General features: G+C 37.3%; 10 protein-coding genes. 5 read left to right on the top strand and 5 right to left on the bottom strand.

The features are described 5' to 3' along the window. Window positions 1-109: 109 nt before the first annotated feature. The 3 genes from H4J39_RS02210 to rapA all read right to left on the bottom strand — a co-directional run bounded on the left by H4J39_RS02210 (window position 110) and on the right by rapA (window position 4837). The gene (locus H4J39_RS02210; protein ID WP_182225788.1) at window positions 110-1060 is read right to left on the bottom strand and encodes a DUF3530 family protein; all 951 of its coding nucleotides are present in this window, start codon (window positions 1058-1060) and stop codon (window positions 110-112) included. A 106-nt stretch (window positions 1061-1166) separates the two neighbouring features. Continuing rightward, complete coding sequence (locus H4J39_RS02205) at window positions 1167-1850, bottom strand: pseudouridine synthase (RefSeq protein ID WP_182225869.1); 684 nt, start codon at window positions 1848-1850, stop codon at window positions 1167-1169. 59 nt (window positions 1851-1909) lie between these two features. Beyond that, entirely contained in the window at window positions 1910-4837 is a 2928-nt protein-coding gene (rapA, locus tag H4J39_RS02200; protein WP_182225787.1) for an RNA polymerase-associated protein RapA, read from the bottom strand. A 342-nt stretch (window positions 4838-5179) separates the two neighbouring features. Here rapA and H4J39_RS02195 point away from each other — a divergent pair, with 342 nt between their 5' ends. Together H4J39_RS02195 and H4J39_RS02190 are read left to right on the top strand one after the other, a co-directional pair. After that, the gene (locus tag H4J39_RS02195) at window positions 5180-6559 is read left to right on the top strand and encodes a PhoH family protein (protein WP_182225786.1); all 1380 of its coding nucleotides are present in this window, start codon (window positions 5180-5182) and stop codon (window positions 6557-6559) included. A 169-nt stretch (window positions 6560-6728) separates the two neighbouring features. After that, complete coding sequence (locus H4J39_RS02190) at window positions 6729-10022, top strand: ATP-binding protein (protein ID WP_182225785.1); 3294 nt, start codon at window positions 6729-6731, stop codon at window positions 10020-10022. On the opposite strand, the gene H4J39_RS02185 is transcribed toward H4J39_RS02190, so the two are convergent. Then, entirely contained in the window at window positions 10023-11048 is a 1026-nt protein-coding gene (locus H4J39_RS02185; RefSeq protein WP_182225784.1) for a hypothetical protein, read from the bottom strand. A gap of 213 nt (window positions 11049-11261) precedes the next feature. On the opposite strand from H4J39_RS02185, the gene H4J39_RS02180 reads away from it, so the two are divergent. Beyond that, the gene (locus H4J39_RS02180; protein ID WP_182225783.1) at window positions 11262-13043 is read left to right on the top strand and encodes an acyl-CoA dehydrogenase C-terminal domain-containing protein; all 1782 of its coding nucleotides are present in this window, start codon (window positions 11262-11264) and stop codon (window positions 13041-13043) included. 93 nt (window positions 13044-13136) lie between these two features. On the opposite strand, the gene H4J39_RS02175 is transcribed toward H4J39_RS02180, so the two are convergent. Beyond that, complete coding sequence (locus tag H4J39_RS02175; RefSeq protein ID WP_182225782.1) at window positions 13137-13799, bottom strand: hypothetical protein; 663 nt, start codon at window positions 13797-13799, stop codon at window positions 13137-13139. Between the two features lie 326 nt (window positions 13800-14125). Between H4J39_RS02175 and H4J39_RS02170 the strand changes: the two genes are divergently transcribed. Further along, complete coding sequence (locus H4J39_RS02170) at window positions 14126-15427, top strand: alpha/beta hydrolase (RefSeq protein ID WP_182225781.1); 1302 nt, start codon at window positions 14126-14128, stop codon at window positions 15425-15427. Then, on the top strand, window positions 15424-16179 hold the full coding sequence (locus H4J39_RS02165; protein ID WP_182179150.1) for a VacJ family lipoprotein: 756 nt from the start codon (window positions 15424-15426) through the stop codon (window positions 16177-16179). The genes H4J39_RS02170 and H4J39_RS02165 overlap by 4 nt, the downstream gene beginning before the upstream one ends. Window positions 16180-16336 lie beyond the last annotated feature (157 nt).

Here is a 16336-nt window from a genome sequence, read left to right as displayed (position 1 = left end):
AAGCATAAACGATTAAAAAAGGCCTGTTGAATAAATATATTCAACAGGCCTTTTTGTTTGTTGTTCTTATCTTGTCTTTCTTTACTACTGCAGACTGTGGGTGATCATTTTACCAACCAATTGATTTAAGCCAACCGTTTATTGACCTCAATAGTTGCTTCTCAGGATAATAGCCTACTTGGTTATTATGTAATTGAGTTTGTCGGTAATACACTTTCATTTCTTTTGTCGCTTGTGCTTTACGAAGTATTGCATCGGTATTTGCCAATTGATGCTCTCTTGATAAGTAGAGGTCTAAGACAGGAAACTGACTTTTTGCCAGTGACTTGGCAAATGAGAGGCTATCAACTGCTGTATTCATATACCCACTAAGTATTACCAATGCACTGGGTGATTGAAGCTTTCCTGCGGCGTATAAGTCGGCAAGTAATATTGCATGACTACCTTGTGATACCACAACAAATATTCCAGGATAATCTTTCGCCTTCTCCATTACTGCAGTCATCATTAAGGTTAATTTTTCTTGGTGTTCAATTAAGTGTTTGTTATTTTCTTCAAGTTGAAGCGGTAGCTTCAATGCATTAGAAGGGTAATCGACTGGCCTACTGGGAGGTTGAATAGCAATCGTCGTCCAGCCTTGATTTGGTAGCATTCTTTGTAAGTAATTTAACGCATTACTACTTTTTGCACTCATTTCCCAGTCAGGCAGTAATATCATTACCCCCTTTTGATTGCTTGCCGTATTTTCATTAATGATGGTAATAAAGTCTTGAGCTCCAGCGAGCATAGGTGTCAATTTTTCAGCGGCTAAGTAATGGCTCAGGTCTTGTTCTTTTTGTAGAAGGGCATTAATAGGGGCAAAAATTTCAGGGCGCTTTTTAATGATTATTTTGTCTGTATCATCGGGCTTATCTTCCCCTTCTTTGGTTGCTGCTTTGTTCTCTTTTGTTTTTTTCTGTTCAGTTTTAGTTTCTTCTTGATAGCGTAAACCATAACTATTACCCGCACTAAAAGTGAATAAGCAAAGAATGATTAACGAAGTTAAAAAACGGTTTAACATAAGTTCCTTAAAGATCGAAGGGGAAAAATTTACCGATAATTTGTTAAAAGGTGCTTTATAAGTTATCGGCAGAAACTTTATTTTCTTAACAAGAAAGAGCTTAGCATCAAATAAAAGGACAAGGAACGTTGAAAGTGAGTGTCTTGTCATTTACAGGATGCGCTAGTTCTAACATTTGTGCATGTAGCAATAAACGTGGGCTAGCGGTAACTGCTTCTTCGTGTGAGTATAATCGGTCACCGAGAATAGGATGACCTAAAAATAGCATATGGACACGCAATTGATGAGAACGCCCTGTTATAGGGGTTAATTCTACTAAAGTGCTTGGCACAGCATTTTCATCGGTATCTCGAGATAAAACTTTGTAGTGAGTCAGTGATTGTTTGCCACGTTCATGATCAACCATTTGTCGAGGACGATTTGGCCAGTCACAAATAAGTGGCTGATCAACCGAGCCACTCTCTGCTTTCATATGACCATATACTCGCGCAATATAACTTTTCTTAGTTTCTCGTTGTTGAAACATCCGGCTAATTGCTACATGCGCAGGCTTGTGCAATGCCATAATCAAGATACCTGATGTTGCCATATCGAGTCTATGCACAACGGTTGCCGTAGGCAGGACTTTATTAACTCTGCTTTGTAAACAGTCTTTATGAGCGGGCAAACGGCCTGAAACAGTGAGTAAGCCACTTTGTTTATTAAGCACAACAATATCATTATCTTGATAAATGATATCAAGATAAGGAGACATTGGAGGGCAATAAACAAAGTCAGGATTTGGAACCATTCGCACAACTTTTTGTTGTGCTTGTAGCTCAGTTTGTTTTTCTTTATTGGTCGACATGATTAGTTACTCACCACAATTAAGCGTATCGCTTCAAACTTTAATTGTGCTTTACTAATATAGTGACTTAATTCATTTTGTTGTACTTTGATAAAATCTAACTCTTGTTGACGAACACTAGGATTAATTGATTTTAATGCGGTTAATCGTTGAAATTTCTCATCTAAATTTTTATGCATATTTGCAAGTGCTTTAGCTTGAATATTAATAACTTGAGGTTGAGCATGTCCTTCAGCTTTAGCCACTAAAGGTGTTACTTGCTCTCTCAACGCCTTGACTAATTGCAAAGCGACTTGCTTTTTAACCGGTGCGAGCTGCTGATCTAAAACGTTCTCACTGACTTTATCCGCCAAGTCGTTACCGTTTTTATCAACAAGCACACGAATGGGGGTAGTGGGTAAATAACGGCCAAGTTGTAGATGGTTTGGCGCAGTTGCTTCAACAGTAAAAATACACTCGATGAAAAATGTACCTGCAGGTAATGCAGGGTTCTTCAATAAGCCGATGCTGGAGTTGCCGGTTTGATCGCTAAGGACTAAATCCATAGCGCCACGGACCATAGGATGATCCCATGTTAATAAATGATAATCTTCACAGGCTAATGCCGTATCCCGATTAAACGTGATGGTAGTACCATCATCAGGTAAGCAAGGGAAATTACCACAAAGCATATGTTCACTGGGCTGTAAAGCAATTGCATTATCTGACTTGTCGTCTTGGGTGATACCAAAAACATCAAGTACTTGAAACATGAATTGTGGCAATTCAATTTGTTGATCTAGTGCAGATATTTCTTTGACTAATTCGTGTGAACGGCCTTGTCCAGAAGAGCGCAATTCTAATAACTTATCTCGTCCTGATTCTAAATTAGCTTTAAGGGTTAAATGCTTAGCATGACTTTCATCAATTAATTTTTCAGCTGCGCTAGACTGCCATTGTGCCGCTAAAGCTAAATCAAATAATTGCTCACCAAAGTCATCAAAAATAGCACGACCCGTAATACAAGTATGTTCAAATGCATTTAAACCATTTTGATACCAGTTAAAAAGTAAACCTTGCGCCGAATCAGCAAAATAAGGCACATGCAAGCGTATCGTTTGTGTTTGCCCTATACGGTCTAAACGGCCAATACGTTGTTCTAAAAGATCGGGGTTTTGAGGTAAATCAAATAACACCAAATGATGTGCAAATTGGAAGTTTCTCCCTTCACTGCCAATTTCAGAACACAGTAAACATTGTGCACTGTCTTCGTCTTGAGCAAAATAAGCGGCCGCTTTGTCTCGTTCAAAAATACTCAAACCTTCATGGAAAACAGCCGCTCGAATACCTTCTTTTACACGTAATGCGGCTTCTAAATCAATAGCTGTTTGAGCATGTGCACAAATGACCAGTAGCTTTTCTTTCTTTAGGGTTTGTAATAGCTCTATTAAATAGTCAACACGGGGATCAATATCGGTCCAGTTTTCATGACTATTTAACGAAAACATAATTTCAGGTGTAAAAATATGTTTTGCTTGTGATAACGCTTTTAAATTCTCACTACTGTCTGACAACAAAAATTCATTAATGTGGTCTTGATAAGCTTCAGGCAAGGATAAAGGTGTTGAATGTAATTCTCGTTCAGGGAAACCTTTGATGGTATTTCTGCTGTTTCTAAAAAGAATACGCCCTGTGCCATGACGATCAAGTAGCTGTGTAAGTACTTGCTCACGTGAAGCTGTTTGTTCAAGTGCTTCTTTATCCGTTTTAGCGATGAGATTAATATTTACCAGGTGTTTACTGATATCTGTTTCTTTTAATAGCTCGGTCAGCGTAACTTGCTGTTCTACAGATAAAGCAACTTTAGCAACTAAGGCATTGGCAGCATTAGCAACCTCAGTATAGTGGCTTTCTTCTTCAGTAAATTTTTGATAATCAAAGAAACGATCAGGGTCAAGTAAGCGTAATCGAGCGAAGTGGCTTTCATGACCGAGTTGGTCAGGCGTCGCTGTTAATAATAAAACACCCGGGATACTTTGGGCCAATTGTTCAACACATAAATACTCAATACTGGGGTTATCTTGATGCCAATTTAAGTGATGAGCTTCATCAACAACCATTAAATCCCAGTCTTCTGCGATCAAGTCTTCGTACCATTCTGGGTTTTGTGTGACAAAATCCAAATTAACTAATACCAGTTGCTCAGTACTGAATGGGTTTTCTTGTTCACCCGAGTTTTTAATTTCTTGGCAGCGTTCACTATCAAAAATGCTGAAATGTAAGTTAAAGCGTCGTAACATTTCAACTAACCACTGGTGCATCAGTGACTCAGGTACAATAATCAAAATACGCTTGGCGCGACCTGTTACGAGTTGCTGATGAATAATTAAACCTGCTTCAATCGTTTTACCTAAACCTACTTCATCGGCCAGTAATACACGAGGCGCAAATCTGCAACCGACTTCTTCAGCGATATATAATTGATGAGGAATTAAACTGACTCTGCCACCACTTAAGCCCATCAAGGGAGATTGCTGTTGAGTGTGTTGGTGTTTTAAACTGTCTTTACGTAAACGAAACCAGTCGAGACGGTCAACTTGACCATTTAGCAGTCGATCGTGTGGTTTATTAAATTTGATAAAATGGTCAATCATCACTTCTTTTAGTGATGTTTCTTCACCATTATCTTGGCGTTTACCGTGATAGGTCAGTAAATTATCAATGTCTTCAATTCTGTCAACGGTTAACATCCAGCCTTCATGGCTCGGAATGTTGTCACCTTGGTTGAAAATAACACGGGTTAATGGGGCGTTTGCTATGGCATATTGGCGTGATTCACCGGTAGCGGTAAATAGAATTGATACAAATCGGTGTTCAACCGTTAAGACCGTGCCTAATCCTTGATCCGACTCTCCGTCACTTATCCATCGTTGACCAGGGTAAAAAACCATATAAAAACTCCAAAATTAAAATCTTGCACGATTATAAAAAACTTGTGCAACAGAACACGCCAAAGATGGCATTAAAAAAGGGCGCTATAGTAACGTTAATCATAGCTATGATCACCAAAAAATGCAGAGAATTTATAAAACGGTTCAATAAAGTTTGTCTGAGGATAAATAATCTTAAGATGTCACTTGCCAGTGATAAATTTAGCTGGCAAAGTAGAATTATCATTCAGGTAATAAGGTGATGGTTACTGTTTTTGGTTTTTTAGTCAGCAGCTGAATACTCGGTGATTAGCTTACATACCGATTCTTCTGTTTCTTTTAACTTAGATCGGAGATCTTTGTATGAATGAAGAAAAAATTATTTACGTATTAGACACAAATATTTTATTACACGAACCCTTTGCTTTCCTCTCCTTTAAAGAGCATGACGTAGTCGTCCCCATGACCGTCCTTGAAGAATTAGACTCCATTAAAGACCGCCAAAAAGATGTTAGTCGAGATGCCCGTGTTGCTATACGTGCACTTGAAGATGTACTTGTCGACGCCACACCTGAAGAAGTACTCGCGGGTGTTAAATTGCCTCAAAATGATGCAGAACATCCCAGTGGTTGTTTATCTATTTTCAATGATTATACGTTGGAGCAAAAAACAGGTTGCTTATCTTTCAATGAAAATGACAACCGTATTATTAATGCCGCTTTATATATGCAGGAGAAAAAATCGCCCAATAAAGTGGTGTTAGTGACTAAAGATATTAATATGCGTTTAAAAGCTAAAGGGGCAGGTTTAGCTTATGTTGAAGATTACCGAACAGATCAACTTATTGATGATATTAAGTTTTTAACTAAAGGTTATCATAAGTTTGAGGGGGATTTTTGGCAACATGTCAAAGAGTGTGAAAGCGAAACAGAAGGTCGAAATACCACCCACTATATTAAACGTGATGTACTCCCCAATACTTATATGAATGAATACCTTATTGATGAGAGCGAACACTTTGCGGGTAAGGTCATTGGTTGGGACGATGACAAACTTGCGGTAACAGATTTGAGCCGAGAACGTTTAATGGCGAAACAGGCATGGGGTATTCATCCAAAAAACATCTACCAAGGTATGGCAATGGACGCTTTACTCGACCCTACAATAGATTTAGTCATTCTTACAGGCCCAGCGGGGTGTGGTAAAACATTATTAGCATTGGCATCAGCGCTTGAACAAGTCATTGAACGTGGCTTATACGATAAAGTTATCGTAACACGTAGTACCCCTGAAATTGCCGAATCTATTGGCTTCTTACCCGGTACCGAAGAAGAGAAAATGGCACCTTGGCTAGCGGCAATAACAGATTCATTAGAAGTCTTACATAAACAAGATGAAAATATGAATGGTAGTCTTGATTACATTATGGAAAAAGCCAACATTCAATTTAAATCAGTGAATTTTATGCGTGGTCGAAGTATTCAGAATTCTTTGGTGTTACTCGACGAATGTCAAAACTTAACAGCATCGCAGTTAAAAACGATTATCACACGTTGTGGTGAAGGGACAAAACTCGTGTGCTCAGGTAATCTTGCGCAAATCGATAGTAATTACTTAACCGCTGTTACGTCAGGGCTGACCTATATTGTTGAACGCTTTAAAGATTTTTCGGGTAGCTCAACAATCAACTTAAATGGTGTGGTCAGAAGTCGGTTAGCCTCTTTTGCAGAGGAAAATTTATAGGGGTGATAGTTGTTTAGATATTAAGATGAATAAGGCTCATTTTTGAGCCTTTTTTGTTAGTGATATTTGCACGACTTAGCCTGCAGACTAGTTATCAAAGAATATTTTCAGTAAGATGTCTTACTCGAAGTGAATAACAAATTATCAGAATAAATATAAGGTTGTTGCATTGTTTGGTAAGTATTCTAAAGAACAGGTATTTAGTCGTTACAATCGCTCTGTTTTAGCGGTATTTATTGTTATAACATTCATTGCTGTTTCGATAGCTTCTTATCGATATTTTGTTGAGCTAGACTCCTATCAAGCTCGAGAACTTCGCACGTTAAATACACGTGCCAAACAGCTAGAAAACACTCTTATCTTGGGATTGAAAAGCATCGCAGGAATAAAAAAGTTTGCAAATTATCACCTTTCCTTTCCTGAAGAGTTACTCTCCACCACACCACCACTTGCACAAGATGGTAATGAGTTCTATTTAAAGAAAAATAGTCGAGACTCATTCGCACACCGTAAAAATTATCGAGGAAGTATAACAGGAATAGGTCAGGTTGCTGATTTTGATGAGTTACAAAAGCAGGAATTAGCAATGGCTAATGCATTAACACCCGCTTTTATTATTGCAAAAAATTCAATTAAAGAATCGACTTGGTTTTATTATGTGTCTTTAAATCAATTTGTCAGTCTTTACCCTTGGATAGGACGTGATAGTTGGCGATTTTCAGAACATAACCTTAATAATAACAATATTAATAGCATTAAAACCTTGTTGCCGGGAGAGAATAATTTTTTTTGGTCGCCACCTTATTTAGATTCAGCAGGGAAGGGGTTAAGCTCTTCATTAGGGACATCAGTCTATCGCAATAAAAAACTAGCAGGTGCGGTGCTAATGGATTTTAGCCTATCAAGTTTAAGCGATGGCTTGCCTGAGGTTAATAAACCTAATCAAGGGCTTGTGCTCATTGATGAAAAAAACAACATACTTATTCATAAAACAGCGGATAATAAAGCTTTATCAACGAAAATTACTTGGCAAGATATTGCACCAAAGCAACTCATCAATTATTCCTATAAGCGCCTCAATAAATTACCAAATAGCTATCGAGTGGGCTCATGGCTTATTCAAAAATATCAATTACCTATAAACGGTTGGGTGTTACTTAAGTATCAGCCTTATCAAGATTTTACTGCGCCTATTTTGAACCGCTTTATTGTGATGCTGATTTTGCTATTCTTAGGGCTATTTGCGTTTATGAGTATCATTTATGTTGTTACGCGAAAAACTTTTATGAAGCCGACTAAAGAATTTATCAATCATATTGAGCATTGTTCACAGGGCGATCCTGGTAAAGTAAAGCCGCCTGCCGACTGGTCATACTGGTTTAAAATTGTTGAAGATATTTTCGGACAAAATCGTACTTTATTACAGCAACTTAAAGATCAAAATATTATTCTCGATACGCGGGTTAATGAGAAAACTCAAGCGCTACGTCTTAAAAGTGAACAACATCAACGTGACTATGCTTTGTTGCGTTCGGTGATGGATGCTATTCCAGATTATATTATTTTTAATGATTTAGATGGGGCAATGATTGGTTATAACAAAGCGTTTGAAACTTTTGTTCAAGCGGCCTCCTTAGATCTTATTGGTAAGTCTAGTGATGAAGTGGTCTGTCTTGAGTTAGGGCAATCATTAGTTTCAATGTCGGCGGCGTCGTTAACCCGAAAAACTGATCAAGGATTAGCGCAGGTCGTTGAAACTTCATCTAATACCTATGAAGTTTTTAGTAATCAGCTTTACAGCCAGACAGCTGAAATTGTTGGTACTATTAATTTAGTTCGAGATGTTACTGCGCAATATGCAGCGAATATCGCTTTGGAACAAGCAAAAAACCAAGCCGAGTATGCTAACCAAGCAAAAAGTCAGTTTTTAGCCAACATGAGTCATGAAATACGTACGCCCATTAACGCGATTAAAGGTATGTTATTTTTATTAGCAAGAACACGGTTAACTAATGAGCAGAAGCAACATTTATTAAATGCAGAGGGGGCATCAGTATCATTGTTACACTTGGTTGATGAAGTTCTCGATTTAGCTAAAATAGAATCGGGGAATATGTCTATTGTAAAAATGCCAGAGAGTATTGATGAAATTGTTGACCAAGCGGTTAAACTGAATATCGGTATGATAAGCGAAAAGCAATTATCTCTGAAAATTAATATTGATTTTGATGTTCCCGATATTGTCCTAACTGATGGTATGAGACTGGTTCAAGTACTGACAAACTTACTGAATAATGCCATGAAGTTCACCCATCAAGGTGAAATTTCACTCAGTGTTGAAAGGGTTGATTCAACCACCGACTCTTTAGAAAGTACACTTGCTCATTCACCCGTTTTTGTTCGCTTCACTGTTGCTGATACCGGCATAGGTATTGCTAAAGATAAGCAAGGGCATTTATTTGAGGCGTTTCGTCAAGCTGATGAGTCAATGACACGCGAGTATGGTGGTTCAGGATTAGGTTTGTCTATTTGTCAGCAAATTGTTAATCTTTTATCGGGTGAAATTTCACTGAAAAGTGAATTAGGTACTGGGACTATATTCAATTTTGTCCTCCCTTTTAACGTTGTCCAAGACAGCTCATCAAAAGAGGCATTAGCGCTAACGTTATGCAGCTTTCCTCAAGGTTTATCTGCACCGTTAAAAGAAAGCTTATCAGCATATCAAATAAAGCACGTTAATATTACGTCGTTCTCAGCACTTGAAAATTACAAGAATGATAAACATGTCGCTATGATTATTGACGAAGAAGATATTCATGAAAACCCGGAAGAAATATATAAAACCTGCCTTGATAATCAAGTGTTATTAGCAATAAGTCATCAAATGGCGAAAGGAATATCGTCGAAGATAATCGAACGAATTGAAACATTGAAACTTCCTTATGTGTTACTAGAAAAACCCCTTTACCGAAGTTTTATCCGTAAGCTCTTCTTGGCGGTTGACAACAAATCACTTGTGGTAAAAAGTATCGATAATCAATTGCTTGCTGATAAAATAAATCCACAAAAGATTAATAATTTAAAAGGTATTACTGTTTTACTCGTTGAAGATAATTTAGTGAATCAGCTGGTCGCAAAAGAACTACTAAGAATGATGCAAGCTGATGTTATTATTGCCGAAAATGGTAAGGAGGCATTGGATGTTCTGGCGAGTAAAGATCAAGGTATCGAAGTGGTACTTATGGATATTCAAATGCCAGTGATGGATGGGTTAACAGCAACTCGTAAAATTCGACAGCAAAAAGAATTTGATCATTTACCCATTATTGCTATGACGGCTCACGCTCGACAAGAAGACAAAGAAAGAAGCTTTGCGGCAGGAATGAATAAGCATATGGCAAAACCTATTAATGCTGAATTATTACTTTCTGGTATTTTAGAAGTACTTCATAAAAAGACTTAATTATTGTTGCTCATCAGTGATTGCCGTGTCTTTTTGTTCAATCGTCTTTTGGGGTTGAGGTTTTACTTTTGCATGGAATAGCTCTGCGGTGAAATGCCCATTACCTACGGCCAATTCAGATACCTGTGCTATTTCACCTAAAGGTAATAGTATCGGGCCTGTTGGCTCAGCGAGCACATATGTTATTTCATCAATAACAATGGTTTGGTCATTAGCTTGCACGGGTACTTTTATACCCAATAAAGCGTGATTATCAATAAAGACTAAAATCATTTTTATACGTGGCATCAGACTGCGCAGAATCGCAGCCGTTAGCGTTACTTTACTGTCACAATCTCCTTGGTTTTCCCATAATAGTTTTAATGGCGGATTAAATCCGGCACCAGAAGCGGTTACCCTTGATTCTAACGTTGCGTAAGGAATACTTTGTACAAACCCTAGAACATAATCAGTCACTTTTCGAATATTTCTTATTGAAAATTTCTCAAGAATTATGGGTTTCACTGACTTTAAATCGATGCTAGAAATACTGGCAAATTGGCCATGATTGGGTTTTACAGCGTTTATTTGATCGTGAGTTATAAATTGATGATAATAATTTTTAGCTAGGTATTCATCACCTAACGTCTGTTTAAGTTGATATATTTTGGCATAAGCTGAATTGATTGCTTGGTTATTTCTACCTTTTATGACAATTTCACCGTCATCGGTATTTTTGCTAAAATTTATCATTACGTCATTAATAGGCTCTGCACGCAGCTTTTTTTGTAGCGCATTATTAATTGAGAATTTTGCCATCTCAGGCTTAAACACTTTGAAATTTCTGAAACGATCAAACAATGCTCGCTTAGTCAGTATAAACTGCAGGTTTTGCGTGTCACCTTGAGAGTCGAGCCATTGATAATTAAATTGATAGTTGTCACCTTTTTCTATTTTTGAAAAGGCAAGTTGATCGGCAAAAGCCAAAGAAGGCATAAAAAAGTAAAGAGCAATGCAAAGAATTTTATTTAAAATATCGCGAATCATCGAGAATAATCAAACCACTAACAAAAATATCATCTAATCTAACATTAACGCATTTTTACTTTTCATACCAATGGCAAAGCGATAACGGAATATTTAATCGTTGACGCTTTACTTTTAAGGAGATTTTGCTATATTCAAACGCATGTTTGAAATGATTGTTTCAAAAGTTAAATTAATGTTATTTGTAGTAACATAAAAAACGAGGAGAATACCGTGGCTGATTATCAAGCACCATTAAAAGATATGAATTTTTTGTTATATGATGTTTTTTCAATGGAAGCAATGTGGCAGTCAATGCCTAGTTTATCAGAACATGTTGATCGCGAGACAGCACAAGCCATTTTACAAGAATGTGCCAAAATAGCTGAACAAGAAATTGCACCTCTTTCACGCCAAGGCGATGAAATTGGTGTGAGCTTTAATGAAGGAAAGGTAACAACTGCTCCTGGTTATAAAGAGGCATTTAAAACTTATTCTGACGGTGGTTGGACAAGTTTAGGTGGTGAACCTGAATTTGGTGGCATGGGTATGCCTAAAGTCATTACTGCATTACACGAAGAAATGCTGTGTTCAGCTGATATTGCTTTTTCATTATATCCAGGATTAACGGCAGGTGCCGGTTTATCTATTGCTAAACATGCGACAGATGAATTAAAAGAGCGTTATTTAACGCGCTTATATGCTGGCGACTGGATGGCAACGATGTGTTTAACTGAACCACATTCCGGTACTGATTTAGGTTTGATTTATACCAAAGCTATTCCTCAAGAAGATGGCAGCTTTGCGGTAACAGGTACAAAAATATTTATTACCGCTGGTGAACATGACATCACTGAAAATATTGTCCATTTAGTACTGGCGAAATTACCAGGCGCACCAGCGGGACCTCGTGGTATTTCCCTCTTTTTAGTGCCTAAATATCAAGTTAATGAAGATGAGTCCTTAGGCGACTTTAACAATGTTACTTGTGGATCAATTGAGCACAAAATGGGTATCCATGCTTCTGCAACTTGTGTAATGAATTTTGATGGTTCAAAAGGTTACTTGGTCGGTGAAGAAAACAAGGGTCTAGCTTGTATGTTCACCATGATGAACTTTGAGCGCATCGGCGTCGGCATCCAAGGTATTGGTGCGGCAGAACGTTCCTACCAGAACGCTTTAGAATATGCTAAAGAACGTTTACAAGGTCGTTCACTGTCGGGTGCTAAATATCCAGAAAAAGCAGCTGATCCTATCATTGTTCATGGTGACGTACGTCGTATGTTACTGAACATGAAGGCATTAACTGAAGGTTCACGAGCATTGTCTACGTATATTTCAATGACACTTGATATGGCAACTTATGGTGAAGGTGAATTAAAAGCCAAGGGCGAGAGTTTGTCTGCACTCATGACACCTTTAGCAAAAGCTTTTTTTACCGATTTAGGTCTTGATAATACCGTTGCAGGTCAACAAATATTGGGCGGCCACGGCTATATTCGTGAATGGGGACAAGAACAGTTAGTGAGAGATGTTCGCATTGCACAAATATATGAAGGCACTAATGGCATTCAAGCGATGGATTTATTAGCGAGAAAAGTTTCGGCAAGTAAAGGCGAATTAATGCAGGTTTTTATCAATGAAGTGAACACTTACATTGAGCAAACATCAGCAACTAATATGCAAGAATTTATCCAGCCGTTAAAAGATGCCAATATTGATTTAGCTGAATTAACCCAGCATATTCTTAAAGCCGCTCAAGGCAATATTGAAGAGTTGGGTACATCAGCTAATGATTATTTACATGTCTTTGGTTACACAGCAATGGCATTTGTTTGGGCAAAAATGGCTGAATCAGCTTTGGCTCAAGAAGGTTCAAGTGATGAATTTTACGAAAGTAAAATAAAAACAGCGCGCTACTACTTTGCACGTTTGTTGCCACGTCGTTTGTCACTCGCAGCCTCTATTAAAGCCGGTTGTGATACGCTATTTGATTTAGATGAAAGCTTGTTCTAACCCTCTAAAATTTCCATATAAATAGTATAATTAAAAAAGGCGCTATCATTTTATGATAGCGCCTTTTTACTCTGTTTTTGCAACGATTTACGGTTAGAAAGTATAGGTTGTACCAAACACAGCCACTTGTTCTTTTTGCATATTATAAACGGGCAAGCTATTCGATGATTCTTCATGAGCTGTAGAGGTTAGTCCGCCAGTTAAATACCAATTACTGTTGATTGAGTACTGCCCCAAAATGCCGAACCTAGCATAAGATTTTGAACCAGTGGCATTTGTGGCAGCTGTTTCGCGAGAAACAAAGTCATTACTATAAAACTGATAAATGGAATGCTCATTCAAAGACTCTATTTTTGCGGTGACGAGTAAGGTGAAATTTTCTTCTTGTAGCACCCTATAGCTACCTTGAATAAAAAAAGCTTGCTCACTGACTTGGTCGACTTTTTTGGTTAAAAAACCACTTTGGGCACTAAATGCGTCATTTTCAAAAATGACCGCAACTTGATGCGTTTCAAGCTTGTTCATTAATGGTGTATTTGTAGGGCTGATATTTTCGTTTGAAATGGGGAAACCTAATGCTTCTAAATCATAGGCTTGATTTAATGAATTAAAAATTAATGCCGAGTTGGCCCAGTCGCTAATTAATGCTCCATCAATAATGCTATTGGAATTTTTTTCCTCGCTATAAGCGTGTGCATTAAATAATACACCAACTATAAATAGCATTGATAAGATTAATTTTATAAATATTTTCATTAAATAACCTATTGGAAAAATTAAGACTTCATGCTCTTTTTAACTATAGGCAAGTATTATAAAAAAGGCGTTATTTTTAATAGGAATATTATTTTATTATCTTATTTATTGATATTTATAAGGATTAAAGTTAATGAGCAACAGAACAAAACAGAAATAAAGTGGCATTGATAAAATATAAATAGATCATTAATACGCTTTATTTTAACAATTTAGTGGCTGAGTTAGCTTAACGGCATCCTTTGCTTTTTTGGAGCACCGTAAATAGTCAGTTATAATTATATGCAGAGATAAAAGCATATAATATTGAATTAATAAGGAAAGTCGTGCGATTTAAAAGCATAGTTATTGTGTTGTTCATAACAGCGTGTAGTGCTAATCCCCAACCGCCACTCGAAGTAAAAGCAGAGACTTGTGATATTGAATACACACAATATCAAGCGACGGTTACAGGGTATTGTCAAGAAGCTGAAGCTGCATTACCGACAGAAATTCCCACCATTGAAAAAGAAATAGCACTGCGTTCTGTCGCGTCGATTCCTGACGTGTTTTGGTATAGCACTAAAATGAAATATTCATTAGTAAAGCAAGAAGAAAAAGCTCCATTAGCTTTTGTCATTGCTGGTACCGGAGCAAGTTACAATAGTGCAAAGATGATTAGCCTACAAAAAACCTTATATCAACAAGGCTATCATGTCATATCTCTTTCTTCGCCGACATATTCTAATTTTATCATTAACTTAGATTCGAGTACTGATTTCCCAGGTGTGCTAGAACAAGATGCTAAAAACCTCTATCGCATAATGAAAAAGGTTTATCAGCAAGTTATCACTGAAGACAATGTTGTCGCCACCACCTTTTCATTAACAGGTTATAGCTTGGGTGGGGCTCATTCTGCCTATGTTGCTCAACTTGATGAAAGTGAACAGATTTTTAACTTTGAAAAAGTCGTTCTGATCAATCCTCCTGTTAGTTTATACAACTCAGTTAACATACTTGATAGCTATTTAGATTTAAAAGAAGGTGGTCCAGATGCGGCTTCAACGATGCTTGATGATATATTTTTAAGGTTTGCTGACAGTTATGCAGAGCAAGAGTCATCTTCATTTTCTCAAAGTGCTATCTATGCTTTATTTAGAGATGCTAATTTGTCAGAAGAGGAACTAAAACTGTTAATAGGTGCATCGTTTCGGATGTCGTCAACAGATATGTTGTTTGCATTAGATGTTAGCTATAACGTTGGTGGTATTATATATAAAAATCATAAGATTAATAAATTTGAAAGTATTACTCATTCTATGTATCGAGCAAGTGTTATTACCTTTAAAGAGTACTTTGAAAAAGTGCTGGTACCTTGGCAACAAGAAAGCGATGCGAGTTTAACGCGCGAGGCACTGATTGCTCGGCTGAGTTTAAAAAACATAGAAAACTATTTACGCCATTCAGACAAAATAAGTTTAGTGACTAATGCTGATGATATTATTTTAGCTAAAGGTGAAGTGGAATATTTACAAGATGTTTTTGGTTTGAGGGCAAAAATATTTCCTCGTGGCGGACACTGTGGAAACATCGACAGAGTCAGTTTCGTTGAGTACCTCAATAGTCAATTTCAAGGTGCTAAACAATGATGGCGTTTTTTAAATTATTAACACAAAGTCTCGCTATTTTATTGATTGCGCTACTTTCTGCATGTTCATCTATACCTGAATTAGAAGACAATGTTGAAAAACCACGGGTTAAATTGTCTTCGGTCTATGAAGAAAAAGCGGTTACTAATCAATATGATGATCCTTGGGAAGGATTTAATCGCCGGATGTATTACTTCAATGCTAAAGCCGACGAATATGTACTATTACCAATTGTTGCAGGTTATAAAGCGGTAACACCTGATCTTGTTGAGAAAGGTATTAGTAACTTTTTTAAAAACTTAGGCGAATTCCCTGTTTTTATTAACGCTATTTTACAAGGTAAGCCCAGCGTCGCTTCTGAAACTTTGGGTCGCTTTGCGGTAAATACCACCGTGGGGGTTTTGGGGTTATTTGATGTGGCGACATCAATAGGCTTGGTCGAGCAAAATGAAGACTTTGGTCAAACACTGGGAGTGTGGGGAGTTAATCCCGGACCTTATTTAGTTCTACCATTATTAGGACCATCTTCATTACGTGATGCTGCGGGGACTTCGATAGATATGTTTGCTTTGCAAGTTGTCATCGATGAACTCGGTATGACAGCAGAAGAAGAAATGTTTCTTTCATTATTGGGAAGTATTAATACTCGTGCTAATTTGCCGTTTAGGTATTACGCCTCGGGTTCGGCTTTCGAGTATGAACGCTTCAAAGTGCTGTATATGAAATATCGAGAAATTCAAATAGCGCGCTAACAAAGATGAGTGCGCAATGAGAAGTCTTTAAATATCCCCTTAAATCGACTTTAACAGTAAAGGTTAAAATAGATAAATATAGTGAATATTTTGTATAATATTATGACGGAAATTAATATTATACAAAGCACATCATCTTTGATGACGTGGCGCATAT

Source organism: Colwellia sp. Bg11-12, assembly GCF_014076955.1.
Lineage (GTDB): Bacteria > Pseudomonadota > Gammaproteobacteria > Enterobacterales > Alteromonadaceae > Colwellia_A.
The sequence above is the reverse complement of the archived record's forward strand: the minus strand, read 5'-3'. Positions and strand labels throughout refer to the sequence as shown.